The sequence below is a fragment of the Shewanella sp. 10N.286.48.B5 genome (genome assembly GCF_002874355.2).
Classification (GTDB): Bacteria; Pseudomonadota; Gammaproteobacteria; order Enterobacterales; family Shewanellaceae; genus Shewanella.
Window position 1 is genome coordinate 3498893 of record NZ_MCVG02000001.1, and the last position, 25119, is coordinate 3524011.

At 40.9% G+C, this 25119-nt stretch carries 17 protein-coding genes; 9 read left to right on the top strand and 8 right to left on the bottom strand.

What is annotated here, in order from left to right; genetic code table 11:
• Positions 1-80: 80 nt before the first annotated feature.
• The 7 genes from BCU57_RS14910 to ampD all read right to left on the bottom strand — a co-directional run bounded on the left by BCU57_RS14910 (position 81) and on the right by ampD (position 13610).
• On the bottom strand, positions 81-4523 hold the full coding sequence (locus BCU57_RS14910; RefSeq protein WP_102440028.1) for an EAL domain-containing protein: 4443 nt from the start codon (positions 4521-4523) through the stop codon (positions 81-83).
• A gap of 194 nt (positions 4524-4717) precedes the next feature.
• On the bottom strand, positions 4718-6148 hold the full coding sequence (lpdA, locus tag BCU57_RS14915; protein WP_102440029.1) for a dihydrolipoyl dehydrogenase: 1431 nt from the start codon (positions 6146-6148) through the stop codon (positions 4718-4720).
• Positions 6149-6306: 158 nt separating this feature from the next.
• Positions 6307-8289, bottom strand: coding sequence for a dihydrolipoyllysine-residue acetyltransferase (gene aceF / locus BCU57_RS14920; protein WP_102440030.1), 1983 nt, complete (start codon positions 8287-8289; stop codon positions 6307-6309).
• An 11-nt stretch (positions 8290-8300) separates the two neighbouring features.
• Positions 8301-10964, bottom strand: a complete 2664-nt coding sequence (aceE, locus tag BCU57_RS14925; protein ID WP_102440031.1) for a pyruvate dehydrogenase (acetyl-transferring), homodimeric type — start codon at positions 10962-10964, stop codon at positions 8301-8303.
• Positions 10965-11040: 76 nt separating this feature from the next.
• Positions 11041-11793 (bottom strand): pyruvate dehydrogenase complex transcriptional repressor PdhR, encoded by a 753-nt coding sequence (gene pdhR, locus BCU57_RS14930; RefSeq protein WP_076538482.1) that lies wholly within the window; start codon positions 11791-11793, stop codon positions 11041-11043.
• A 360-nt stretch (positions 11794-12153) separates the two neighbouring features.
• On the bottom strand, positions 12154-13005 hold the full coding sequence (gene ampE / locus BCU57_RS14935; RefSeq protein ID WP_102440032.1) for a beta-lactamase regulator AmpE: 852 nt from the start codon (positions 13003-13005) through the stop codon (positions 12154-12156).
• Between the two features lie 50 nt (positions 13006-13055).
• Positions 13056-13610 carry a 1,6-anhydro-N-acetylmuramyl-L-alanine amidase AmpD gene (ampD, locus tag BCU57_RS14940; RefSeq protein ID WP_102440050.1) on the bottom strand — a complete coding sequence of 185 codons (555 nt, stop codon included), beginning with the start codon at positions 13608-13610 and terminating at the stop codon, positions 13056-13058.
• Between the two features lie 321 nt (positions 13611-13931).
• On the opposite strand from ampD, the gene nadC reads away from it, so the two are divergent.
• Both nadC and BCU57_RS14950 read left to right on the top strand, forming a co-directional pair.
• A complete protein-coding gene (gene nadC, locus BCU57_RS14945) occupies positions 13932-14810 on the top strand; it encodes a carboxylating nicotinate-nucleotide diphosphorylase (protein ID WP_102440033.1) in 879 nt (292 codons plus the stop codon).
• 1073 nt (positions 14811-15883) lie between these two features.
• Complete coding sequence (locus BCU57_RS14950; RefSeq protein WP_102440034.1) at positions 15884-16249, top strand: type II secretion system protein; 366 nt, start codon at positions 15884-15886, stop codon at positions 16247-16249.
• A 386-nt stretch (positions 16250-16635) separates the two neighbouring features.
• Here BCU57_RS14950 and BCU57_RS14955 read toward each other — a convergent pair whose 3' ends face one another.
• Positions 16636-18000, bottom strand: coding sequence for an O-antigen ligase family protein (locus tag BCU57_RS14955; protein WP_102440035.1), 1365 nt, complete (start codon positions 17998-18000; stop codon positions 16636-16638).
• A gap of 372 nt (positions 18001-18372) precedes the next feature.
• Between BCU57_RS14955 and pilB the strand changes: the two genes are divergently transcribed.
• The 7 genes from pilB (at position 18373) to mutT (ending at position 24432) form a co-directional block, all read left to right on the top strand.
• On the top strand, positions 18373-20085 hold the full coding sequence (pilB, locus tag BCU57_RS14960; RefSeq protein ID WP_102440036.1) for a type IV-A pilus assembly ATPase PilB: 1713 nt from the start codon (positions 18373-18375) through the stop codon (positions 20083-20085).
• Between the two features lie 72 nt (positions 20086-20157).
• A complete protein-coding gene (locus tag BCU57_RS14965; protein WP_102440037.1) occupies positions 20158-21420 on the top strand; it encodes a type II secretion system F family protein in 1263 nt (420 codons plus the stop codon).
• 40 nt (positions 21421-21460) lie between these two features.
• The gene (locus BCU57_RS14970) at positions 21461-22387 is read left to right on the top strand and encodes a prepilin peptidase (protein ID WP_102440038.1); all 927 of its coding nucleotides are present in this window, start codon (positions 21461-21463) and stop codon (positions 22385-22387) included.
• A gap of 31 nt (positions 22388-22418) precedes the next feature.
• Positions 22419-23036: a dephospho-CoA kinase gene (gene coaE / locus BCU57_RS14975; RefSeq protein WP_102440039.1), complete on the top strand. Its 618-nt coding sequence runs from the start codon at positions 22419-22421 to the stop codon at positions 23034-23036.
• Positions 23029-23766, top strand: coding sequence for a cell division protein ZapD (gene zapD, locus BCU57_RS14980; protein ID WP_102440040.1), 738 nt, complete (start codon positions 23029-23031; stop codon positions 23764-23766). Before coaE ends, zapD begins: the two co-directional genes overlap by 8 nt.
• 40 nt (positions 23767-23806) lie before the next feature.
• On the top strand, positions 23807-24016 hold the full coding sequence (gene yacG, locus BCU57_RS14985; protein WP_102440041.1) for a DNA gyrase inhibitor YacG: 210 nt from the start codon (positions 23807-23809) through the stop codon (positions 24014-24016).
• Positions 24017-24045: 29 nt separating this feature from the next.
• On the top strand, positions 24046-24432 hold the full coding sequence (gene mutT / locus BCU57_RS14990) for an 8-oxo-dGTP diphosphatase MutT (protein ID WP_102440042.1): 387 nt from the start codon (positions 24046-24048) through the stop codon (positions 24430-24432).
• Positions 24433-25119 lie beyond the last annotated feature (687 nt).

Below are 25119 nucleotides of genomic sequence, written 5' to 3' on the forward strand. Positions count from 1 at the left end.
CTACCGCGTCATTCTAACAGAGAAAACTCACATGAATAAAACCTTTATAACTTACTGTTAACCATGCGAACTTCGCTTTATTACAGCTTTTTCCTAATCCCGATAAACTTATCCAGCTCAGCCTTTGGCATAGGTTTGGCAAAGAAATACCCTTGGATGATATAACAACCTCGGCTAAAAACTTGCTCCATTTGTGCGTGAGACTCTATCCCTTCTGCGACCACCTGTAATTTTAGGTTTCTTGCCAGTTCAATAATACTGCTCACAATGGCTTGATCAGCTTCATTAGTAGCAATATCAATTAAGAAGGAGCGATCGATTTTTAAGGTATTCACCTCAAAGCTTCTTAAATACGCCAGTGATGAATAACCGGTGCCAAAATCATCGATGGCCACCTCAATACCAAGCTGCTTAAGCTGGGTTAAATGCGATCTTGCCACCTGCAGCTCTTTCATCAACACCCCTTCGGTAATTTCCATAGCAAGGCACTTTGCCGGCATACCAGTATCGGCTAAGGTCGCTTTTAAATTCTCAATAAAATCAACTTGTCTAAACTGCACTGCAGACACATTGACTGACAGCTGAAAAGGCTGGTCGTAAAGGGCATGCCATCTTGCACCATCGAGACAGGCTTGGCGCAGCACCCAGCGATCTATATCAATAATTAATCCACAAGATTCAGCCACCTTGATAAAGATATCTGGCCGAATAAAGCCCTCGATAGGGTGACGCCAGCGGAGCAGCGCTTCCATCCCTACAAATTTATCACCTTGGAGTATGTCTACCTGAGGTTGGTAATAAAGCTCAAAGTCGTTATTTTCGATGGCGCTACGTAAGTCAGCTTCAATTTTCAAATGATATTGCGCTTCAGCATTGCGCTCAGCAGAGTAATATTGAAAGTTACCTCGGCCTTCTTCTTTGGCGTGATACATGGCTAAATCAGCATTTTTAATTAAGGTTTCAGAATCTTGGCTATCTTCAGGCCACATGCTGATACCAATACTGGTTGAAACAAAAAACTCACGGCCAAATAATTTAAACGGCGTAGCAAACCTTTGTAAAATTTGCTCAGCAATCAAATTTATCTGATCAATAGAATCAGCATTTCGAACCAATATGACAAACTCATCACCACCAAAACGGCAAACCAGATGATCATCACCAACACTATTTTTTAAGCGTTGAGCCGCTTCAACGAGTAAAGCATCCCCCATGCTATGACCATAAGAGTCATTGACGTGCTTAAAGCGATCTAAATCCAAAAACAATAATGCTAACTTTTCATTAGTGTGGCTAGCTTGCTCAATAATCTGTTGTAACTGACGAGTAAACATCGCTCGATTAGCAAGGCCTGTAAGCACGTCATTATTGGCTAAGTGCCGTAAATTAGACTCGTATTGTTTGCGCTGGGTTATATCTGAAAACACCACCACATAGTGCTGTGAGATATCGCGCTTATCAGACATTTTAGAGATATTAGCCCAAACAGGAAAATGTTCATTATTCCCCCGTTTAAAGCTTAACTCGCCATTCCATGAGCGGCTATTTTGCAATAAATCATCGATATTTTTGGAGCCATGATCCACATACAATAATGACTCAAACCCCCTTCCATCAAGTGCTTCATGCTTGCTGATAAAGATAGTTGTAGCTGCGGTATTTAGTAATTTCACCCGCTTGCGACTATCAAGAATTAACATGCCTTCTGAGGTGTTTTCAAATGCCTTGGCAAACAAATCAATTTCATTTTGAAGCTCACGTTGCTCAGACACCTCAGTATAAATACCGGCAACTTGCTCTAATTGCCCTGTAGTCTGATTGCGGGTAACTGCGCGGCCTCTGATGCGCAGCCAACCAATAGCCTCTTCACCACGGTGATACCTAAATTCTACATCAATGGTTTCTTTATCGCCCTTTAACAAAGCTCGCCATTGCTGCTGGAGGTTATCTTTATCGGCGGCAACAATCGGTATATCAGGCACGAGATAAGATAACTTTCTTCTCTCACCCAACAGACCCGATTTATTATCAAATTGGATTTGGTTAGTGCTAGCTTGCCACTCCCATAAATCTGAATCGCTACCGCGCAGTGATTGACGTAATTTGTCTTCACTTTCCCTTAATGCCTGATTAATACCAATAACACGGTTTATTTGTTTTTTACGAAGCCATAAAGAGGTAAATACCCCAAAAAGAATGGCAAAAAGCACTAAGGCTTTAAACCACTGTGACGCCCACCAAAATTGTTCAACCTTAAAACTAAATTGAAACGGACTGCTTGCCCACACCCCATGCTGTTTATGCAATAGCTCTAGGGTATATTTACCCGCTTTTAAGTCAGCAATATTAATCTGAGTTTGGCCTTGCAGATAAATATACTGGCTATCTAAGCTATTATGCTCATGAAGCAAACGGTACTTTAAGCTGATTGGCGTTTCATTCACGTAGTCGAAAGTGGTTATTTGAAAACTGATTAAGTTAGCCCCAGGGCGCACTAAGTTAAAGGATTCAGGTATCAAGTGATACTCTGTATTGTCCTCATAGTAAATCGCAATGGACTCAAGGGCGATATCATCATTACTTACTCGAGGTGCAAGCTTATCAATATCAACTAACATCGCCCCATTAGGGCCGCCAATATATAAGCCTGCATTAGGGTCATAATAAGCTGCTGACTCATTAAACTCATTACCAATAAATCCATCGCTAGTAAAAAATACATCAATGGCTTTTGTCTGTTTATTTTGTCTAATGACCGAAGAGCTGCAGCCAACCAAATGATCTTTTTCAGTTTGCTCGATAAAGTAAATCGTCGGGCAATCAACATGCCAATAGTCACTCATGGATGAAATCTCATGGGTTTGGGTGTCAAAAACAATGACCCCATTTTGGCGAGTCCCTAACCACAGGGTTGTATTATCAACTTGGTGGATATTAGTAATCATAATATCCTTGTGGTTAATGCCTAACGCTGCGTTTAATGAAGTGACATTATTATTGCTATCTATATAGCCAAATAGACCTGCGCCACCGATCCACAGACGATCATGATTTTCACGGAAAAAACTTCGAATGTTCACTGAGTGGGATAGAAGAATATGCTCTGTCGGTGACACAGTGACGATATTGTCTAACCCTGGCTGCCAATAATAAACATCATTATCTGCTCCCCACCAAACCCTGCCGCTAAACAGTGGGTCTGCATAGGAGTTAAATAACAATTTACCTTTTAGCGAGTCACTTGATGCAGCAAAATGGCTAAAATCAACTTGCTGATCAGTTTGTTTATTAATGACAAACAGTCCACTGGTTGTTGTTACCACAATATGCTGATTATCAAGCTCATTAACGCCGTAAATTGAATCTCTCGCTTCAAAGCCTGCAGGGATAAGATATTTTGAAGTCTTGGTTGATTTATCAACAATGGTCAAGCCACCATCACCGCCGAGCCAAACTTTATCTTGCTCGGCATAAATACTCCAAATCATGTCATCTTCAATTTGATAAGTTGATGAACGAGTGAAACTTTCCAATAAAAATTCAGGAGCTATTGCCAGTAACGCTAAACCTTCGCCTGCGCCGCCAAGCCAAATTAAACCATCGTCATCAACAGCCATATCGTCGATATAATCAACGTCAGCATCATTTTTTAATTCCTCTTTATATGAAATTGCCTTCGATGATTGCTTATCCCATGAAAATAGCCCACTTCTGGTATTAAGCCACAAATGACCACGACTACCTTCAACCGCGCCACGAATATCAAAAGGAAGCGCAGTGGTAGCAGTCATCCGATAGCTTTGAAGGGTTAGCTCATATAAGCCTTTGTTACTTAAGATCCAAATACGCTGTTCAGCATCTACAAATAGCTTTTTAATCAACATATTATCTATAGGTCGCTTAACTTGTTTTATCAATTCGCCCCAGGCATTTTTTATCACAACTTCATAGGCGGATGAGTAAATATAGCGGCCATCACTTAGCTGATTAACACTATTCCATTGCAATGTCTTATCCAATTCTTGGGCTGTTAGCGCTGAGATTGACAATGAATTCACATCAAACTCAAGCACCTGACCTAAACGGGTAAGCAGAATTAAGTTACCATTATCTAGACGTGTTTCGTCAACAATAGAATCATCACTAGTTATGAGGCCGGCAATAATGTCATCTGAAAAACGATTGAGTTTAATATCGTAGAGGTAAAGCGATGTGCCAGAAGCGACTAGAAGGCGCTGAGAAGTCACCTTAGCGATAAGATGAATGTTTTCTGCAGCTAATGCATTATCACTATCAGGTTGATCAATGCGGCGGGTAACAGTATCGCTAACACGAAATACTCCCTGCTCAGTTGCCAGCCAAACATAGCCATAATCATCAAATGCAATGTCATTGATAGTGTAATTAACCAGGCCATCTTTGATATTAAATAAACGTTGGACAAGATCGTCAGCCACGCTTGGAAAGCTGCAACTAAGGGTAAGAACGACCAAGGTGAGAAACGATTTAATTCCTTTTATCATTATGACTGGGTTACTCTTTTATTGATTTTATTATGCTAAGCGCTTCTATGTGAACCTATATGGCTTTATGCCTGCAACAACAAAAACAATTAAATTTAATACAATATTTGAATATATCACCTAAAAGTAAATTTAGAGCAAAAAAAAGCACCTCGAAAGGTGCTTTGATACAAATTGCTACAAATAGCTACATGTTACTTTTTCTTTTTTGCCTTCGGGTTTGGCAAATCAGTAATTGAACCTTCATAAACTTCAGCCGCAAGACCTACAGATTCATGTAACGTTGGGTGAGCATGGATGGTTAAGGCTAAATCTTCAGCATCACAACCCATTTCAATTGCTAGGCCGATTTCGCCAAGTAATTCACCGCCATTAACACCAACGATAGCACCACCGATAACGCGATGAGTTTCTTTATCGAAGATGAGCTTGGTCATACCGTCACTTGCATCAGAAGCAATTGCGCGGCCACTTGCAGCCCATGGGAATGATGCCGTTTCATAGGCTACGCCCTGCTCTTTGGCTTCTTTCTCAGTAAGACCAACCCACGCGACTTCAGGGTCTGTGTATGCAATTGAAGGAATAACTTTAGGGTCAAAGAAGTGCTTAAGACCAGAAATAACTTCAGCAGCAACATGACCTTCATGCACACCTTTGTGCGCAAGCATTGGTTGGCCAACGATATCACCGATAGCGAAGATATTAGGTACGTTAGTACGCATTTGCTTATCAACATTGATAAAGCCACGCTCATCTACATTTACGCCAGCTTTTTCAGCGTCTAGGCCTTTTCCGTTTGGTGTACGACCAATAGCAACTAATACTGCGTCGTAACGAACTGGCTCAGATGGGGCTTTCTTACCTTCCATAGAAACATAAATGCCGTCTTCTTTCGCTTCAACTGCAGTTACTTTGGTTTCTAAGATTAAGTTAAACTTCTTCTTAATCTTTTTAGTATAAATTCGAACGATATCTTTATCAGCAGCAGGAATAACTTGGTCGAACATTTCAACTACGTCAATTTGGCTACCTAAAGACGAGTAAACCGTACCCATTTCTAGGCCGATAATACCGCCGCCCATCACTAATAACTTTTCAGGAACTTCTTTCAGTTCTAAAGCATCAGTTGAATCCCAAATACGTGGGTCTTCATGTGGGATAAATGGCAGTTTAATTGGACGAGAACCCGCTGCAATAATGGCATTGTCAAAGTTAACCACTGTTACAGTGCCATCTTCAGCTGTCACTTCCATTGTATTTGGGCTAGTGAATTTACCTAAACCATTTACCACATCAACTTTACGCATTTTAGACATTCCGCCTAAACCGCCAGTCAGTTGACCTACTACTTTTTCTTTAAAGCCGCGTAACTTGTCTAAATCAATTTTAGGCTCACCAAAAACAACACCGTGATCGGCAACGGCTTTAGCTTCTTCAATGACTTTAGAGACGTGTAAAAGTGCTTTTGATGGGATACAACCCACGTTCAAACATACACCACCAAGGGTGCTAAAACGTTCTACAATCACAGTCTCTAGACCTAAATCTGCAGCGCGGAAAGCTGCTGAATAACCTGCTGGGCCGGCACCTAGTACTACTACCTGAGTTTTGATTTCGTTACTCATGTTTTCCTCTATTTTATCTATCGTTGGCGGAAAAACCGTCCAAACTGCAAAATGTGGTCAAATCTTGTAAGGTGGCCGCATTTTACCCTTTGTTTGATACTGATCACAATCCTAGTGATAAGAATAAAAAGGCCGCTCAATATGAGCAGCCTTTTTGTTTACAAAATTAGCGTACGAATATCGCTAAGAATGCTTGATAATGTCACGCTAAATCTGGCAGCCATTGCCCCATCAATCACACGGTGGTCGTATGATAACGATAGTGGCAACATCAACTTAGGTTCAAAATCAGTGCCATTCCACTTCGGCTTCATTTCTGATTTTGATACCCCAAGAATAGCCACATCAGGATAGTTAACGATTGGGGTAAATGCTGTACCACCAATGCCACCTAAACTAGAGATAGTAAAACAGCTACCTTGCATGTCTGCTGACTTCAGCTTGCCATCACGGGCACGAATTGAAATATCCGTTAACTCACGAGAAAGCTCTACAATGCCTTTCTTATCGACATCACGAACCACTGGCACCATTAATCCGTTTGGCGTATCAACCGCTACACCAATATGGAAATATTTCTTCTGGATTAACGACTCGCCATCAGGGCTTAAACTTGAGTTAAATACAGGGAATTCAGCCAGTGTTTTCGCCACGGCTTTCATCATAAATACTAACGGAGTAATTTTGTAATCCGCTTTCTTCTTAGCTGCAAGTGTATTTTGTTGTTTACGGAATGCTTCTAATTCAGTGATATCAGCTTCATCAAATTGAGTCACATGTGGAATCGTCACCCAGTTACGATGCAAGTTAGGCCCAGAGATTTTCTGGATACGGCTTAATGGCACTTCTTCCACTTCACCAAACTTACTGAAATCAACTTTAGGCGCTGCAATCACATTCAAGCCACCCGCGCCACCAGCAACCGCTGTGGCAGCACTCGCTTTAGGTCGGCTAAGTTCATATTTAATGAAGGCTTGAACGTCTTCTTTCAGAATACGTCCTTTACGGCCAGAGCCTTTCACTTGGGTTAAATCAGCGCCAAATTCGCGCGCTAAGCGGCGAACTGCAGGTGATGCATGTACAGCACCGGTTTTAGGTTGGCTACCAGCACTTGGATGATGCGGCACAGGCGGCTTACTTGCTGGCGCAGCGGTAACTGGTGCTGGTGTTGCTGCAGTAACTGCAGGAGCACTAGCTGCCGGAGCGGCTTGCAATGGAGCTGCAGGTGCGGTTGATTGCGTCTCAACCATAGCAATAATGCTACCTTGAGATACTTTATCGCCAACATTAACCGTTAAACCAACCAGTTTTCCGGCAAATGGCGCTGGTACTTCCATGGTGGCTTTATCGGTTTCTAAGGTAATTAAACCTGTATCCACGTCAAGCATATCGCCAACAGCAACTAGCACTTCAATCACATCTACATCAGAGGCATCACCAATATCTGGTACTGCAACTTCTTTAACTTCAACAACCGATGTTGCAGGATCAGAGCTTGCTGCAGGCGCTGATACTGCTTCAGCAACAGGCGCACTAGCACTAGTGCCTACTTCAAGCATCAGCACTAAAGAGCCTTGTGAAACCTTGTCGCCAACGTTCACTTTAAGTTCTTTCACCACACCTGCGGTTGGCGCAGGCACTTCCATGGTTGCTTTATCAGTTTCTAAGGTAATAAGCCCTGTGTCAGCTTCAATGGTTTCACCCACACTCACTAACACTTCGATAATATCAACATTATCAGCATCACCAATATCAGGCACATGCACTTCAATAACTTCAGTGCCACCCGCAACGGTTGCTGGCGCTTCTGCTACTGGAGCCGCGGTTTGAGCAGCAGCGGCTTGAACAGGCGCCGCTACCGGTGCAGCCACTTCAGCTGCAGGCGCTGGCGCATCGCCAGCCGCTTCTACAGAAAGTACCGCAATTAGCGAGCCTTCAGAAACGCTATCGCCCACAGCCACTTTCAGTTCAACTAATTTCCCAGCAAAGGGTGCTGGAATATCCATAGTCGCTTTATCCGTTTCAACTGTGATGATTGATGCTTCTTTTTCAAGCACTTCACCAATCTCAGCACAGATCTCAATAACCTGCACAGCATCAGTATCAAGGTTAGGAACCAAAACTTCTTGTAATTCAGCCATTTTGTTTCTCCCTATGCGAACTGTGGATTGATCTTATCAACGTCGATACCGTATTCAGTGATAGCTTTCGTTAGCACTTCTACAGGTAACTCTTTACGGTCAACAAGGGCTTTTAATGACGCGATAACAATGAACTTAGCGTCAACTTCAAAATGGTGACGTAAGTTTTCACGGCTATCACTGCGGCCAAAGCCGTCAGTACCTAGTACTTTATAATCAGTTGGAATGTAAGCACGTAATTGCTCACCATAAATCTTCATGTAATCCGTTGCTACAATAGCTGGCGCATCACTTGATAACACTTCAGAAATATAAGGCACTTTAGGCGTTTCAGTTGGGTGCAGCATGTTGTAACGCTCTGCAGCCTGACCATCACGGGTTAGCTCATTGAAGCTAGTCACGCTGTAAACGTCAGCAGTAATACCGAAGTCTTTCGATAATGCCACAGCCGCTTTACGTACTTGCTCTAAAATCGTGCCGCTACCCATTAACTGTACAGAGCCTTTACCTGAACCTTTAAGAGTTTCAAGCTTATAAATACCTTTAACGATACCTTCTTCGCTGCCTTCTGGCATCGCAAGCTGCTCATAGTTTTCGTTCATGGTAGTCAAGTAGTAGAACACGTCTTCTTGCTCGCCATACATGCGGCGAATACCGTCTTGTACAATCACTGCGATTTCATAACCATAAGTCGGGTCATAAGAAATACAGTTAGGAATCGTGTTAGCTAATACATGGCTATGACCATCTTGATGCTGCAAGCCTTCACCGTTTAGGGTTGTGCGACCTGAAGTACCACCGACCATAAAGCCGCGAGCACGCATATCACCAGCAGCCCATGCCATGTCACCAATACGTTGGAAACCAAACATTGAGTAGTAGATGTAGAACGGGATCATTGGGGTATCGTTAACTGAGTAACTGGTTGCCGCAGCAACCCAAGATGACATTGCACCTAACTCGTTAATCCCTTCTTGCAATACTTGACCGGTTTTATCTTCACGGTAGTAAGCAACTTGATCAGAATCTTGTGGCTCGTATTTTTGCCCTTCATGAGCGTAAATACCCACTTGACGGAATAAACCTTCCATACCAAAGGTACGCGCTTCATCAGGAATGATCGGTACGATTTGCTTGCCGATTTTCTTGTCTTTAAGCAATGCCGTTAAAATACGCACAAATGACATAGTGCTTGAGATTTCACGACCATTTGAGCCTTTAAGTACTGAATCAAAGATCTTTAATGGCGGCACTTCAATATCTTTAGAGAACTTTTCAAGACGCTTTGGCATAGCACCATGAAGGGCAGCACGGCGCTCTTTTAAGTATTTAACTTCTTCAGAATCAGCACCTGGATGATAGTAAGGAATGTCTTCTAACTGATCATCGCTAATCGGGATATTAAAACGATCGCGGAAGTATTTAAGCGATTCAATGCCCATTTTCTTCACGTTATGGGCAATGTTTTTACCTTCGCCCGCATCGCCCATTCCGTAACCTTTAACTGTTTTAGCAAGGATTACTGTAGGACGGCCTTTAGTGTTTTTAGCATGTTGCAGCGCAGCATAAATCTTAACTGGATCATGGCCACCACGGTTTAAACGCCAAATGTCATCATCTGACATGTTAGCCACCATTTCAGCAGTTTCAGGGTATTTGCCAAAGAAATGCTCACGAGTGTACGCGCCACCTTTAGCTTTACAGTTCTGGTACTCACCATCTACGGTTTCTTCCATTAACTGTAATAACTTGCCGCTAGTATCACGTGCAAGTAATGGATCCCAGTAGCGCCCCCAAATCACTTTAACAGCTTCCCATCCTGCGCCGCGGAACTCGCCTTCAAGCTCTTGGATAATCTTACCGTTACCACGTACAGGGCCATCAAGACGCTGTAAGTTACAGTTAACAATAAAACATAAATTATCTAATTCTTCACGAGCTGCAAGCCCGATTGCACCTAATGTTTCAGGCTCATCACACTCACCATCACCTAAGAAACAGTAAACCGTTTGCTCAGAGCAATCTTTAATACCACGGTCAGTCAAATACTTAAGGAAACGTGCTTGATAAATCGCTTGAATAGGACCTAAGCCCATAGATACTGTCGGGAACTGCCAGTAATCAGGCATTAACTTGGGATGCGGGTATGAAGACAAACCTTTACCATCAACTTCTTGACGGAAATTATTCATTTGGTCTTCAGTGATGCGGCCTTCAAGGAAAGAACGAGAATAAATACCCGGTGCAATATGCCCTTGATAATAAACTAAATCGCCGCCGTCTTTTTCATTTGGAGCGCGGAAGAAGTGGTTAAAACACACATCATAAATAGTCGCACTAGAAGCAAAACTTGAAATGTGACCACCTAGCTCTAAATCTTTCTTAGAACCACGTAATACCATTGCAAGTGCATTCCAACGAACGATAGCACGAATGCGGCGTTCCATTTCCTGATTACCAGGCATATGTGGCTCTTGGCCAGATGGAATCGTATTCAAATAAGCAGTGGTCGCTTTATATGGTAAATGTGTACCATTGCGGCGCGCTTTATCGATTAATTGTTCAAGTAGATAATGTGCACGTTCAGGGCCTTCTTGCTCTAATACGGCTTGCAGTGAATCTACCCATTCTTGAGTTTCTAATGGATCTAAGTCTTGTAGAATACCTTCAGACATGTCGCTGTCCTTTCTCTAGATACAGATAATTAATGTGTTTCGGTAAATTTATAATGCGTTTGATTATAAATCGGTATCAAACACCACTTTTTAAGCGGCGCAAGCTACGCTGTAACCGACTGTCTTCTTCCCTCACTGACAACATGACTTCCTCGATATAACTTAAATGTTCGTTCGAGGCTTCACGTGCCGCTTCAGGATCACGACGAATAATGGCAGCAAGCAGTGCTCGCCTATGTTCATTCGCCATGGTAGATGCTTCTTCGCGACGGCTTAAAAGCTCTAAATTTTGTGCCACGTTTTTGTGCAGCACAGGGGTTAAACTGAGTACAAGGTGTAACATCGCCACATTGTGTGACGCTTCGGCTACCGCACGGTAAAAACGCACAATGGCATCAGCCTGCGCTTCTACATCAACAGCCGCTTCAACTTCGTTAATTGAACGTTTAATGCTTTGCATATCGGCATCATTACCACGCAGCGCAGCAAAATAAGCCATCATGCCTTCAGTGGCATGACGAAACTCCAGTAAGTCGTACTGACTTTCTGAGTCGTTATGCATTAATTCAACGATAGGATCGGCAAGACTTTGCCAAAGTTGTTCTTTAACGTAGGTTCCGCCACCTTGGCGGCGCATTAGTAAGCCTTTGGCTTCTAACTTTTGAATCGCTTCACGTAATGAAGGGCGTGACACTTCAAATTGCAAAGCAAGCTCGCGCTCAGGCGGTAATTTTTGCCCAGGCTGTAAACTTCCTTCGAGGATCATGCGCTCTAATTGCTCCATGATCACATCTGAAATTTTAGGCTGAGTTATTTTGCTATAAGCCATTTGGGGCTCGGCTCCGTTGTCAATTGGTCTTACCAATTTATATGATATAGCGCACTTTATCAAATCAAACAATTGATGTCTAGTTAGACGAGCGTTGAATGGGTGTTAATTGAAGGTTTCAAACATCGCTACGCACTTTGAGCAAGAGCATAACGAAAAAAAACGTCTAAGAGGTTTGACCATCTCGGTGTTATCGCGCTAAAGCATTGATTGCCTTATTATCGCTATAACAAACTCATTTTAAGCTTAGATTGTAGCTATAAAAATCCGTTTTACACAGCACAATTTATAAAAACACTGTTTTAACTTATGATCATTATTTCGGCGGCTCAGGCCGCCCATCACCGCAATTAAAACTTATTAGCTAACCAAACCAAATATAGTCAGCACCGATAATACCGTAACCAGTAAAATAAAGTTTCTTTTGCTCAATGCAAGCAGTGCCAATGTGGGCTGTGCGCAAACAGGGGCATCGCTTTGCTCAGGCATCACTTCAGCGGCTAAAGCGGTATAGGTAACAATATTTTTGGCGCTATTATTAGGGTTAAAAACCTGCTTCCGCCACTGTGAAATACCTGCAGCAAAGTGACCACTTAATACAAACCCAAAGCTAAATACTCGGCTCGGTAACCAATCGAATAAAAATAATAATTGATCAATAAATGGCATATCCAATTGCTGCTGCTGATTGTATTGCTGATAAAAACGCACCGAACAATAAAGCACTGCGCCAACAGGGCCAAAACAAATCAGATATAATGCCACCGCGCCATAATAGCGATAATTAACCCAAGCCACGGTTTTACCAATCTGCTGACCTAAGTCTTTTTCATCAACCGCATCTAAACATTCACTGCAATCGAGCTTTTCTGCATGGTGATAACAGGCTTGAACATCGCCGCGACAAGCCGCCAGCATATATTTTTTAAATGCCGCCCGTAAACTTTGGTGGCTAAAGCACACAATCGAAACCAGCATCCAGATCAATAAGGTGATCACATCGAAAAAAACACCATCTAGTAACAGCAGCACCAAAAACAGTGTCATTGCTGGCAGTAGCACCACAAAGGCAACCCAGCCAGCAGAATCTAATGCTTTATCTTTCCAAAATAATTGCTGGTATTTAGAAAGTAAATCATCAAATTGCCAATGTGCGGGTAACAGCTTTAAGCGCTCAACCATAATTGCAATTAACAATGAAAATAGTGCCATGGGACCTCTGCAAACAATCTAAAAAATATTGGGTTAAAGTAACACTAACATCATGACTTAGCCGTTAATGCAGTTAAATATCTTTGCCAATCAAAACTATCACCTGGATCGGTTTTGCGTCCAGGAGCAATATCACAATGTCCGACGATATTTGCTTGATTAAGCATAGGATATTGCGCAAACAACACCAAGGTTAATTGCACTAATTCGCGATATTGCGCATCGGTATAAGGGTCGCTATCTGTGCCTTCCATTTCAATGCCAATGGTAAAATCATTACAACCTTCTCGGCCATTAAAACACGAAACCCCAGCATGCCACGCTCGGTCATCACAGCTAACATACTGCACTAACTCACCATCGCGGCGAATTAAAAAGTGTGCCGACACTTCAAGCCCGGCAATATCAGCAAAACTTGGATCTGCATCCACCGCTAAACAGCCCTGAAATAAACCATCAATGTGCGGCAAGCCATAACAACCTGCAGGCAAACTAATATTATGAATAACTAAGCCGCTAACCTCATTATTAGGGCGCGGGTTAAAATGCGGTGATGGGCATAGCCGTGCACCTTGATGCCAGCCTGATTTCAATTGTGTATCCATAATTAATAATAAAATCTCAAGTAATGAATTAACCATGCCTGCGTGGCTGCAGTTTGCATTTCAACGAACCATCAGTAAGTCACCATTATCAGTGCCCAAAAAGCAAGCAACAAATACCTACGATAAAAGATAAAAAAGCACCAAGGTTCGTCGCTGTAAAACCTTAAAATAATATTGCCCTAGCAGCCAACACAGTAACAGTTTGACTGCTATATTTTAAATTAACAACTGTGATAAAGTAATAGGCATATTGTTTCTCATTTTTTAAACATTGAGTTGGCCCAAGCAACTCAATTTAGTTGTAATTTCAAGGACATTCACATGATTGAAAATGACATCCGTCATGCCGTTAAAGCTGCACTTGATGAAGACCTAGGCCATACGCCAGCCCAAACCCCGCAAGATATGCTTAATGCCGATATAACCGCGCAACTTATTCCAGCAGATAAACATGCTGAAGCGGTGTTAATCACCCGTGAAGAAGGCGTTTTTTGCGGAAAAGCATGGGCAGAACAAGTATTTAATCAGCTCGGCGGTGATGTAGCCTTGCATTGGCATGTGGATGATGGCGACTTATTGGTTCCCAACCAGGTGTTATGTGAATTATCAGGCCCAGCAAGAGCCATCTTAACCGGTGAACGCACCGCGATGAACTTCATCCAAACCCTATCTGGTGTTGCCAGTCTCACTAAGCTTTATGTTAACAAGTTAGCTGATACCCACACTAAACTGCTCGATACCCGCAAAACCATTCCCGGTCTGCGCACCGCGCAAAAATATGCCGTCGCTTGTGGTGGCGGTAAAAACCATCGTATTGGTTTGTTTGATGCCTTCTTAATTAAAGAAAACCACATTATGGCCTGCGGCAATATCGAACTTGCAATAAAAACAGCCCGACAAGTAGCCGCTGACAAACCAGTTGAAGTGGAAGTAGAATCAATCGCCGAGCTAACCCAAGCGTTAGAAGCAGGTTCTGACATCATCATGCTCGATAATTTTGATGTCACCATGATGGTAGAAGCAGTAGCGCTTAATTCCAGCTATTTAGATCAAGGTAAAGGCGCAAAGCTGGAAGTATCCGGTAATGTCACCATCGACACCATTGCAGACTTTGCCAGAACCGGTGTTGACTACATCTCAGTTGGCGCACTCACTAAGCACGTTAAAGCCTTGGATTTATCCTTACGCTTTAAAAACTAATGTTAAGCTGAGCTTGATAAATCATTAGCCCAGTTAAATAGCAAGATAAGTCAGTAATCGCTAATAACAATCAAAACCAGCTATTTATAGCTGGTTTTTTTGCTCGATCTAAAAGCTTAGCTAAATAAGGCTGACTAAATAGACAGCGCAATGGCAGCCTTACAACAATTGTAGCCTTACTATAAGCCCTGTAGCTTGAATCAATAGCCACAAAGATTAAACTGGTGCCCACTTTTGACCTTTTGACCTTTTGACCTTTTGACCTTTGACAACTATCTCCCCCTAAGGGCTTAAATAACCTCCCTTAAAAGCTCAAATAACCTTACCACCAGGGCTTAAATACCTACATAAATCAAGCGCTATAACCTTACATTTTCTATGGTGTCATTTTTTTGACAAACAACAACCAAAGTCAAATTGGCTAAATAATCGACTAAAAGTGTCAATAATGTGCTGCAAAATCATTACAAACAGCAGCTTAAAACAACCTTTTTATCTTTTTAGTTAAAAAACTCGCCACAAGCTATTCCATTTCCAGCAACTTTATACTAACGTTTAGCTTGGATGAATGAAGTATCAGATTTAACTTTTAATAATCAGCTTTTCAACATGTTACAAATGTAACATTGAGTGAGCGAAAAATGATTTTTAAAAGAACAATGATAAATCAAACATTTTGTTAACAAACTGACCTTGCAGCACTTTGTTGACCCTGGTTACAGATTAGATAGCAATTTGTTAATGACTAGCCTATTCTGCTTTCGAGGTATTTAGTTGGACATATTGGTTTTACTGATCCGTTTTACAAGAACGGCTTGATTGTTCTTGATGAAATCATTCATTTAAAACCCTTTGTAGTTTTTAACAGTTATCACAGTCAATTGGGCCAAGCTAGTTAAACCGTAAGTTCTGCCCAGTAGACTGTAATGCAAACAACACTAGTAAATTAATGCCGACAGGTTGTGGTGACTAGGACACCACTCATAACAATTAAGGGCCTTTAACTGTTATGAGATTCAAGGATGACAACAAACCCGACGCAACACTTAAGCATCATAAGAGAGAGATAAAAAATGAAAAGCATTAACCAAATCAAAAACGCTAAGGGTTTTACTCTTATTGAATTAATGATCGTAGTTGCGATTATCGGTATTCTTGCAGCAATCGCATTGCCTGCTTATACTGATTACATTAACAAAAGTAAAATCAATGCCTGTACAGGCGAAGCTGCATCATTTTCAAAGGCTCTACATGCCGCTATTATTGGTGAGACAGTTCAACCGACTTACACAGCTTCATCTTGTGGTGGTGCTCCAACAGGTACAGTACCGACAACAATAGCTACATTAACTGGTACTTTAACATTTGCAGCGAAAGATCAAGATACAACACCTGTTTACTGTGATATGACTAATGCTACGTGTGGACCGACCACTTAATTAGTTTAATCAATGGATCAAAAACGCCCTGTTTCAGGGCGTTTTTATTTGGTTCTTCAATTAATATACTCTTACAGCCCGCAGGTTCAATTACTCGCCTTTATATCCTATGTGTAAGTACCTTAATTAACTTTTGTAAAAACATATTCAGTAGTAATGACAGTATGTTTGCCCATATCGAATTCTCAACTGAAAAAAATAGTCTATATCCACATTGGTAACACACCATTTAAATTCCGATCTATTTCTGATTGTACCCATAAATTGAAAATACCTTTCTTGTTCTATCGCTATAGAACAAAATGATCATTGATTCGTCAGCCCCTAAGGTCATGCTAATTCTGATTCTAACAGAATCAAAACGATAACTATGTCCATTTATCTGTTTAGTAATCGATTAATCCGTTAATCCATATTCTAGGATATAAGACTGGGAGCAGTTGTTCATGTTTATATGTATAGAGAAGAAACCAAGCCGTTAGCAATATCGAGATAAACAATCCAATACGGAAAAACTTATCAACAAGGAAAAAGCTGCGCTTTCCTTGTTGAACCTGTATTGCTACCAAAAAAACCAGCATTAATTGTGCGAACGGCATAACTGCTACACCACTAACTAATGAGTAGATAAGACCAGCTATAACCCCATAACTCACAGGTAAAAATGAGAGACTCTGCAGCTGACACGAAAACTTTAACTGCTTATAACCCCTGTTTATAACCCATGAAAGACAAACTACACAGATTAAAAAACCATACTCATAAAGTAATTGCATTACTAGATTATGTGGATGTGTATTAGCTAATGGCCGCCCTTCAGCCCAAGCAAAGCTCATCGGGCCAAAACCAAACCAAATCCGATCAGTGATAACATCAAGGATATAAAGCCACAAATCCAGACGACCAGAACTACTAGTTCTAATTTGAAACGTTACGGAGTCCATCAACCAATAAGGAATAATAATGATGAATACTAGCCACAAGCAGATGCCGATTGAAACGGTTTTCAATAAGTTGAAAAACATCTGCTTTCGGTAATTTTTCGGTAAGAAATATAAGATAATACACGAAGAAAGTAATAAGGATATTATCCCACCACGGGCTTCAGTTTGCAGAAGCACTGCCCAATGCAATGACATTACACCTAAAGCTACAGCTCTGAAATTGCGAAGGTGTTGATTAAAAAATGGAAAGAAAAGCAAAGGTATGACCATAACTTGTAACTGATTAAAAAAACGAACATTAACATAACCAGAAACTAATCCGTGAATATTGAAGTTTTGTGCATCTGTGTAAGAAAAAATCAAAAAAAGGATATATTTGACAAAAGTAAATATAGAAAATAACAATGCACAAATAAAAACTGCAACAATAAATCTATCTTTGCGAAAGGTTTTAATGATGACAGTAAACAATACAAAGGCGTTAATTAACAAACCTATATTGGCAATCTCAACCATACTCCAAAATGGATATTTACTGAGAAAAGCTGAATAAAAAGATGATAGAAAGAAAGTAACAACAAAAGCCTTTGTAATTGTGGAAATTTTAATAAATTCGAATTTATTATAAAAACACAACCCTAGAGAAAAAAAGCTAACAGAAGTAATTAACAGTAAACGTTTGGTATCGTATACACTCTCAATGCCTATGACTTGGGAAAATTTGTTTGCAAAAATGGTACCCAACATAAAAATACTAGCAAAAGCTATCAGCACCGATTTAGAATATACCTTTAAAAGTTTAAACATTATTTCAACCTATTTCTTAGCCGCACATTATGTCTACCACTAACCATTCATATGAATTCCCCCTGATGAAACTACATTAATATTGTGACTAAATCTATCTCAGTTCATTGCACAGTCACGGTCGAAACTCACCATGATATAAATACTCTAAAGCCAATGATAGAATCAAAATATTGAATACAGTTAAAAGCAATAATAAACACTCATTAAAGTAAATCTTAACAGTGTCCCTCTCTAACTATCCGAGCATGGATTGGCCTCCCTCAGACACATATATATTTATTGCTAAAATTGATATATTTTAAGCTAGTAATTATGACAAAATATTAAAAAGAAGTTACTATTTAACACTTGGTTTTCATTGGAGTCTCCATGCCTTCTAACGGCTTACATCTTGGTTTATCAACACTATTCATCCGTAAGGGTTTATTATCTGAAGAACAGATTTCTTCTGCGATTGGTCAGTCTCGTAAATCTAAGCATTCATTGGTAACAACCTTAGTTGATTCAAAAGTCATATCCGCCAGAGCAATTGCTGAATTGTGTTATGAAGAGTATGGCTCGCCACTATTAGATTTAGCTGAGTTTGATTTAGCCAATATCCCCGAAGACATAATCAATAAAAAGCTCATCGCCAATCACTGCTGCCTGCCATTATTTAAGCGCAGTAATCGCATATATATCGCCACTTCTGATCCAACTAACATTGCCGCCCTAGAAGACTTTCAATTCAGCCTAGGCTTACATGCCGAAGCCATTATCGTTGAAGACGATAAATTAACAATCGCAGTTGAAAAGATTCTAGAAGATGATATATCTGGCTTAAGCTTAGACGGCATGGATGAGCAAGCACTAGCTGGCATTGAAATAACTGATACCGATAAACAGCATCAAGAAAAAGAAGCTGAAAGCAGCGACGATGCGCCTATTGTCATTTATATTAATAAAATCCTTACTGACGCTATTCGTAAAGGCGCCTCTGATTTACATTTTGAGCCCTATGAAAAGCGCTATCGCATTCGTTTTCGCATCGACGGTATTTTGCACGAAGTATCTGAACCACCGGTTAATCTTTCTAACAGGCTATCCGCTCGCTTAAAGGTGATGTCAAAGCTTGATATTGCCGAGCGCCGCGTGCCCCAAGATGGCCGCATAAAAATGAAACTGTCACGCACCAAATCAATCGATTTTCGTGTCAGCACCTTGCCCACTATTTGGGGCGAAAAAATTGTAATGCGTATTTTGGACTCATCTTCAGCGCAATTAGGCATTGAAAAGCTCGGTTATGACGATGACCAACGTGAGCTTTATGAGCAAATGCTCGCCAAACCTCAGGGAATGATATTAGTAACAGGCCCAACGGGTTCTGGTAAAACCGTATCCCTATATACTGGCCTTAATATCCTCAATACTGAAGAACGTAATATCTCCACCGCTGAAGATCCGGTAGAGATTAACTTAGAAGGCGTTAATCAGGTTCACATTAATCTAAAAGCCGGCTTAACCTTCGCATCTGCATTACGCTCATTTTTACGTCAAGACCCTGATGTGGTCATGGTGGGTGAAATCCGTGATTTAGAAACCGCCGAAATTGCCATTAAAGCCGCCCAAACCGGTCACTTAGTATTATCGACTCTGCATACTAACTCTGCCGCTGAAACCTTGACTCGTCTGATTAACATGGGCGTGCCCGGTTACAACATTGCCAGTTCGGTGAACCTAATTATTGCTCAGCGCCTTGCCAGACGCCTATGCCCAGAGTGCAAAGCACCTGAAGATGTGCCCGAGGCAGAATTAAAACGCCTAGGCTTTACTGACGAAAATATAAGTTCTAACTTTACGGTTTATAAACCTGTCGGCTGTGAGCATTGCTCTGGCGGTTATAAAGGCCGGGTGGGTATATATGAAGTGATGAAAATGACCGATGAAATTGCCAGAACCATTATGGAAGGCGGTAACTCACTGCAAATAGCCAAACAGGCCAAGGCCAATGGTATGCGTGATTTAAGACTCTCAGGCTTACTTAAAGTCACCCAAGGCATTACTAGCATTGCCGAAGTGAATCGTGTCACCAGTTTTAACTAAAGCAACCAAGCAGTTTTATAAAAAATTGCTTAACAACAGAATTGTCAAATAAAAACAAAAAGGATTTACTTGATGGCAACTGCAACCCTAAGAAGAAAGCAAAAGAGCAAAAAAGATATCAAGCACCAACCTAAGGTGTTCACTTTTGAATGGAAAGGTGTCAATCGTGATGGTCAACGTACTTCAGGTGAATTACGTGGCAGTAGTATTGCTGAAATTCGCAGTGTTTTAAAAGCCCAAGGCGTCACGCCTAAGGGAGTGAGAAAAAAGTCAGTCTCTTTGTTTAAATCTGAGAAAAAAATTACTGCAATGGACATTGCAATGATTACGCGACAGGTTGCAACAATGCTAGCAGCCGGTGTGCCATTGGTGACTACCTTTGAGCTACTCGGTCGTGGCCATGAAAAAGCTAAAGTACGTGAGTTACTCGGCACCATTGTCACTGATGTCCAATCAGGTATCCCACTATCTGATGCCTTAAGACCCCATAGACTCTATTTTGATGATCTTTATGTGGATTTAGTCGCGGCAGGTGAACACTCAGGATCACTAGATGCCGTATTTGACAGAATTGCGATCTACCGAGAAAAAGCTGAACAATTAAAATCTAAAATAAAAAAAGCCATGTTTTATCCTGCAGCTGTAGTAATCGTAGCAGTAGTAGTAACTTCGATGTTGTTATTATTCGTAGTGCCTCAATTTGAAGAAATCTTTAAAGGTTTTGGTGCAGAACTCCCTGCATTTACACAAATGATTGTAGGTATTTCACGCTGGCTTCAAGCCTACTGGTATTTTTTTGTAATAGGATTAATTGTCGGAACTTGGTTATTTATTCGAACACATCGAAAATCACAAGCTCTCAGAGATAAAGTAGATGAAACAACATTAAAAATTCCAGTGATTGGTGAAATTTTACATAAAGCAGCGATGTCTCGCTTTGCCCGCACCTTAGCCACCACTTTTTCTGCAGGAGTGCCCCTTATTGATGGTTTAGAGTCTGCAGCTGGCGCCTCTGGTAACGCGGTTTATAAAAAAGCTTTATTAAAAGTACGCCAAGAAGTGATGGCGGGCATGCAAATGAATGTGGCTATGCGCACCACAGGTTTGTTCCCTGACATGCTGATTCAAATGGTGATGATTGGTGAAGAATCTGGTGGGTTGGATGATATGCTCAATAAAGTCGCCAATATTTATGAAATGCAAGTTGATGATGCTGTTGATGGTTTATCAAGTCTTATTGAACCCATTATGATGGTAGTAATTGGCACTCTCGTCGGCGGACTAATTATTGGTATGTATCTTCCTATCTTTCAAATGGGTAATATTGTTGGCTAGCGTCACAAGTCACCTTAAGTTAAATTAAAATAAGAATAAAATGACCGAATTTATCGATACCTTTACCACTAGCATGAGCCAATATCCTTGGCTGTTTATGCTGATTAGCTTTATTTTTGCGGCCACTATTGGCAGCTTTTTAAATGTTGTTATCCATCGCTTTCCGGTGATGATGAAGCGCGAATGGCAAACTGAGTGTAATTATTACTTATCTGAATATCACCCTGACATCGTCAAAGAAGTCGGTGAAACAAGATTAACTAAACCCATTGACCACTTCCCTAAAAAATACAATTTAGTGGTGCCAAATTCAGCCTGTCCCAAATGTAATACCAACATTAAGGCTTGGCATAATTTGCCGGTTTTAGGTTGGTTGCTACTTAAAGGCAAGTGCGCCAGTTGTAACACGGCAATTAGCCCCCGCTACCCTATCATTGAATTTATTACCGGAGCCCTAATTGCCACCTTAGCTTGGCATTTTGGTCCAACATGGCAGTTTTTATTCGCCTCCATATTAACCTTTGTGCTAGTTGCCCTTACAGGTATCGACTTAGATGAAATGTTGCTACCAGATCAACTTACACTACCCATTTTGTGGTTAGGCTTAATCATTAACCTCAATGGCGTATTTACCAGCCCTACCGATGCCATTATTGGCGCTGCGGCAGGTTATTTAAGTTTGTGGTCAGTTTTTTGGTTATTTAAGCTGGCAACAGGCAAAGAAGGCATGGGATATGGTGACTTCAAATTATTAGCCGTATTTGGCGCTTGGCTTGGCTGGCAGTATTTACCCCTTATCATCTTACTATCATCATTAGTCGGTGCTATTGTGGGTATCACCCTAATCATTTTTAAAAAGTTAGCCAAAGGCAATCCAATTCCATTTGGGCCTTATATTGCCATTGCTGGCTGGGTAGCGTTAATCTGGGGACAAGACATCATAAACTGGTATCTAAGCACTCTATAACCAGTTATTAACTCCTGTGTGTGAGAAATTTATGAGTAACTTCATTGTTGGCCTAACAGGTGGTATTGGCTCAGGTAAAACCACCGTGGCAAACTTATTTGCAGATTTAGACATCGAACTCGTTGATGCCGATATCATTGCCCGGCAAGTGGTCGCCAAAGGCTCAGCAGGCTTACAACAAATACAGCAGCATTTTGGCGCCAGTGTATTACTCGACACTGGCGAACTTAATCGCCCTGCGCTGCGTGAAAAGGTATTCAATCAGCCCGAACAGAGATTGTGGCTCAATAATCTGTTACATCCAATGATACGCCAGCAAATGCTTCAAGCAGTAGCAGATGCTAAATCAATATATGTAATTATGGTTGTACCCTTGCTATTTGAGAATGGGTTAGATAGGTTAGTCAATACAACTTTAGTGGTGGATATTCCACCACACCAACAAATAGCAAGAACAGCTAAGCGAGATGGTGTTGATTCAACCCAAGTTGAACAAATAATTAATAGTCAGATAGATAGAGAGCAAAGATTACAAAAAGCTGACGCTATCATTGATAATACCCAGACACCTGAAGCACTTCGTCACACTGTTCAGTTATTACATCAGCAATATTTAGATAAAGCATCTCAAGATAATAATAATGAATGATGACCTGATTTATGAGCAACCATTAAACGAAAAAACTAGAAGCTACTTACGCCTTGAGTATTTAGCTGAACAGCTCGAGCTACACACAAAATCAGATCATCAGCATCATTGTTTTTATCCATTGTTTTCATTATCAGAACTTACAGATCGCTGTGACTATCGTTCTGACATCTTAAAAGATATCGACAAACAACTTATCTTGTTAGAAAAGTGGCATGCTTTACCTCATGTTAATAAAATTCAAATCCAACGTATTATTGATCAGCTGATTCAAGCAAAAGCACCGCTACAAACCAACGAAAGAATAGGTTGCCATTTAAAGCAAGACAGATTTATTGCCGCACTAAAACAACGATTTGGTATGCCAGGTGCTTGTTGTAATTTCGACTTACCGCAACTGCATTTCTGGTTATCAAAACCATGGGATGAAAGACAGCAAGATTTAAAAACATGGATAGCCCATTACCTGCCAATTTTAGAACCCATTAAAATACTCCTCGATTTAACGAGAAGTACTGCAGAATTTAGAAGCGCTGAAGCTGAAGAAGGTTTCTTGCAAGGAAACAGTCCACACCCTCTGACACTTGTTCGAGTAAAAATCAAAAGCAAAGAAGGTTGTTACCCCACAATTAGTGGTCACAAAAATCGCTATGCCATTCATTTTGTCAATTTTGACAACCAAAAACATACTGACAAAAAAGTAAAATTCAAACTGGCTACTTGCAACTAAATTCTTTAATATCACCAAGAATTTTACAGCGAGGAATCTTATGTCTATTTCAGTTAAATGCCCAATCTGCCAGACTCAAGTAGAGTGGAGTCAAGAATCTAAATTCAAACCATTTTGCAGTGAACGTTGCAAATTAATCGACCTCGGCGATTGGGCCAGCGAAAAACATGCTATTCCCGTTAAGCCAGAGTTTGACCATGAAATGTTAGATTCTGAAGGTTTTGACGAAGGCGACTTCTTTAAACACTAATCACCTCCTCCACTCAAGCGAGCATTCTAATGAAAAGAGTCAATGTTGCCGTCGGCATAATCATCAATGACCAACAACAAGTTTTATTAGCTAAGAGGCACGCACACCTGCACCAAGGTGATAAGTGGGAATTCCCAGGTGGTAAGGTCGAAGTAAATGAAACGGTCTCACAAGCATTAATTAGAGAGCTAAAAGAAGAAGTAAACCTAACAGTTAATACAACTGAGCCTTTTATGGTCATTTCACATGATTACCCAGATAAGCAAGTGCTTCTTCAGATCCACCTAGTGAAAGACTTTACAGGCACTGCCAGTGGTGTTGAAGGCCAAAAAATTGAATGGGTTAATAAAACCAATCTAACTAGTTTTGATTTCCCTGAAGCCAATATCCCCATCCTTAAGAGGTTACTCGCGTAACAGCAACAGTTCCATCGCTATTAGAAAGTATATAAAGCACTATGTTAATGAGTGCTTTAATCAATTATTCTAAACAACAGTGAAACCACTATCCTTTAGCTGCTCTAGCTATGTAATTCACAGACACCACTAACAATTGTTTATAGCAAAAAAATCATAATAGATATCAGCCACTAACTCATGTTCACTATTATCCTAAAAGCGAACAACAATAGCCTTCTTAATCCAGATTAAGCGCTTGGCGCTATTTAGCTGCGGATAAGTATTTCGCGTTTCATGTTTGTATAAAGTGTTGCTTTATAACCACAGACATTACCCCCCTACTTTTACATGGGGATTCGTCCACACTCACCGCTCACGCTGATATGTTGCAGCTAATAACTCAAATTAACAGCATTAGGTATTGTTGTTTTTCCCCCCAATACGAAAAAAGCCCTGACTGTTAAGTCAGGGCTTTATCGACTCTCTTACGAGAGATATTAGGCGCTTGGCGATGATCTACTTTCACATGGGCATTCGTCCACACTCACCGCTCACGCTGATATGTTGCAGCTAATGACTCAAGTTATCAGCGTTAGGATTTATTCTTTTGCCCCAAACGAAAAAAGCCCTGACTGTTAAGTCAGGGCTTTATCGACTCTCTTATGAGAGATATTAGGCGCTTGGCGATGACCTACTTTCACATGG

Excerpts from the sequence above, each read along its gene's own strand:
- BCU57_RS14910 (WP_102440028.1), bottom strand. The coding sequence starts at position 4,523 with ATGATAAAAGGAATTAAATCGTTTCTCACCTTGGTCGTTCTTACCCTT.
- mutT (WP_102440042.1), top strand. The coding sequence starts at position 24,046 with ATGAAAAGAGTCAATGTTGCCGTCGGCATAATCATCAATGACCAACAA.
- nadC (WP_102440033.1), top strand. The coding sequence starts at position 13,932 with ATGATTGAAAATGACATCCGTCATGCCGTTAAAGCTGCACTTGATGAA.
- BCU57_RS14955 (WP_102440035.1), bottom strand. The coding sequence starts at position 18,000 with ATGTTTAAACTTTTAAAGGTATATTCTAAATCGGTGCTGATAGCTTTT.
- aceF (WP_102440030.1), bottom strand. The coding sequence starts at position 8,289 with ATGGCTGAATTACAAGAAGTTTTGGTTCCTAACCTTGATACTGATGCT.
- BCU57_RS14970 (WP_102440038.1), top strand. The coding sequence starts at position 21,461 with ATGACCGAATTTATCGATACCTTTACCACTAGCATGAGCCAATATCCT.
- yacG (WP_102440041.1), top strand. The coding sequence starts at position 23,807 with ATGTCTATTTCAGTTAAATGCCCAATCTGCCAGACTCAAGTAGAGTGG.
- pdhR (WP_076538482.1), bottom strand. The coding sequence starts at position 11,793 with ATGGCTTATAGCAAAATAACTCAGCCTAAAATTTCAGATGTGATCATG.
- coaE (WP_102440039.1), top strand. The coding sequence starts at position 22,419 with ATGAGTAACTTCATTGTTGGCCTAACAGGTGGTATTGGCTCAGGTAAA.
- ampE (WP_102440032.1), bottom strand. The coding sequence starts at position 13,005 with ATGGCACTATTTTCATTGTTAATTGCAATTATGGTTGAGCGCTTAAAG.
- ampD (WP_102440050.1), bottom strand. The coding sequence starts at position 13,610 with ATGGATACACAATTGAAATCAGGCTGGCATCAAGGTGCACGGCTATGC.
- aceE (WP_102440031.1), bottom strand. The coding sequence starts at position 10,964 with ATGTCTGAAGGTATTCTACAAGACTTAGATCCATTAGAAACTCAAGAA.
- zapD (WP_102440040.1), top strand. The coding sequence starts at position 23,029 with ATGAATGATGACCTGATTTATGAGCAACCATTAAACGAAAAAACTAGA.
- BCU57_RS14965 (WP_102440037.1), top strand. The coding sequence starts at position 20,158 with ATGGCAACTGCAACCCTAAGAAGAAAGCAAAAGAGCAAAAAAGATATC.
- BCU57_RS14950 (WP_102440034.1), top strand. The coding sequence starts at position 15,884 with ATGAAAAGCATTAACCAAATCAAAAACGCTAAGGGTTTTACTCTTATT.
- lpdA (WP_102440029.1), bottom strand. The coding sequence starts at position 6,148 with ATGAGTAACGAAATCAAAACTCAGGTAGTAGTACTAGGTGCCGGCCCA.
- pilB (WP_102440036.1), top strand. The coding sequence starts at position 18,373 with ATGCCTTCTAACGGCTTACATCTTGGTTTATCAACACTATTCATCCGT.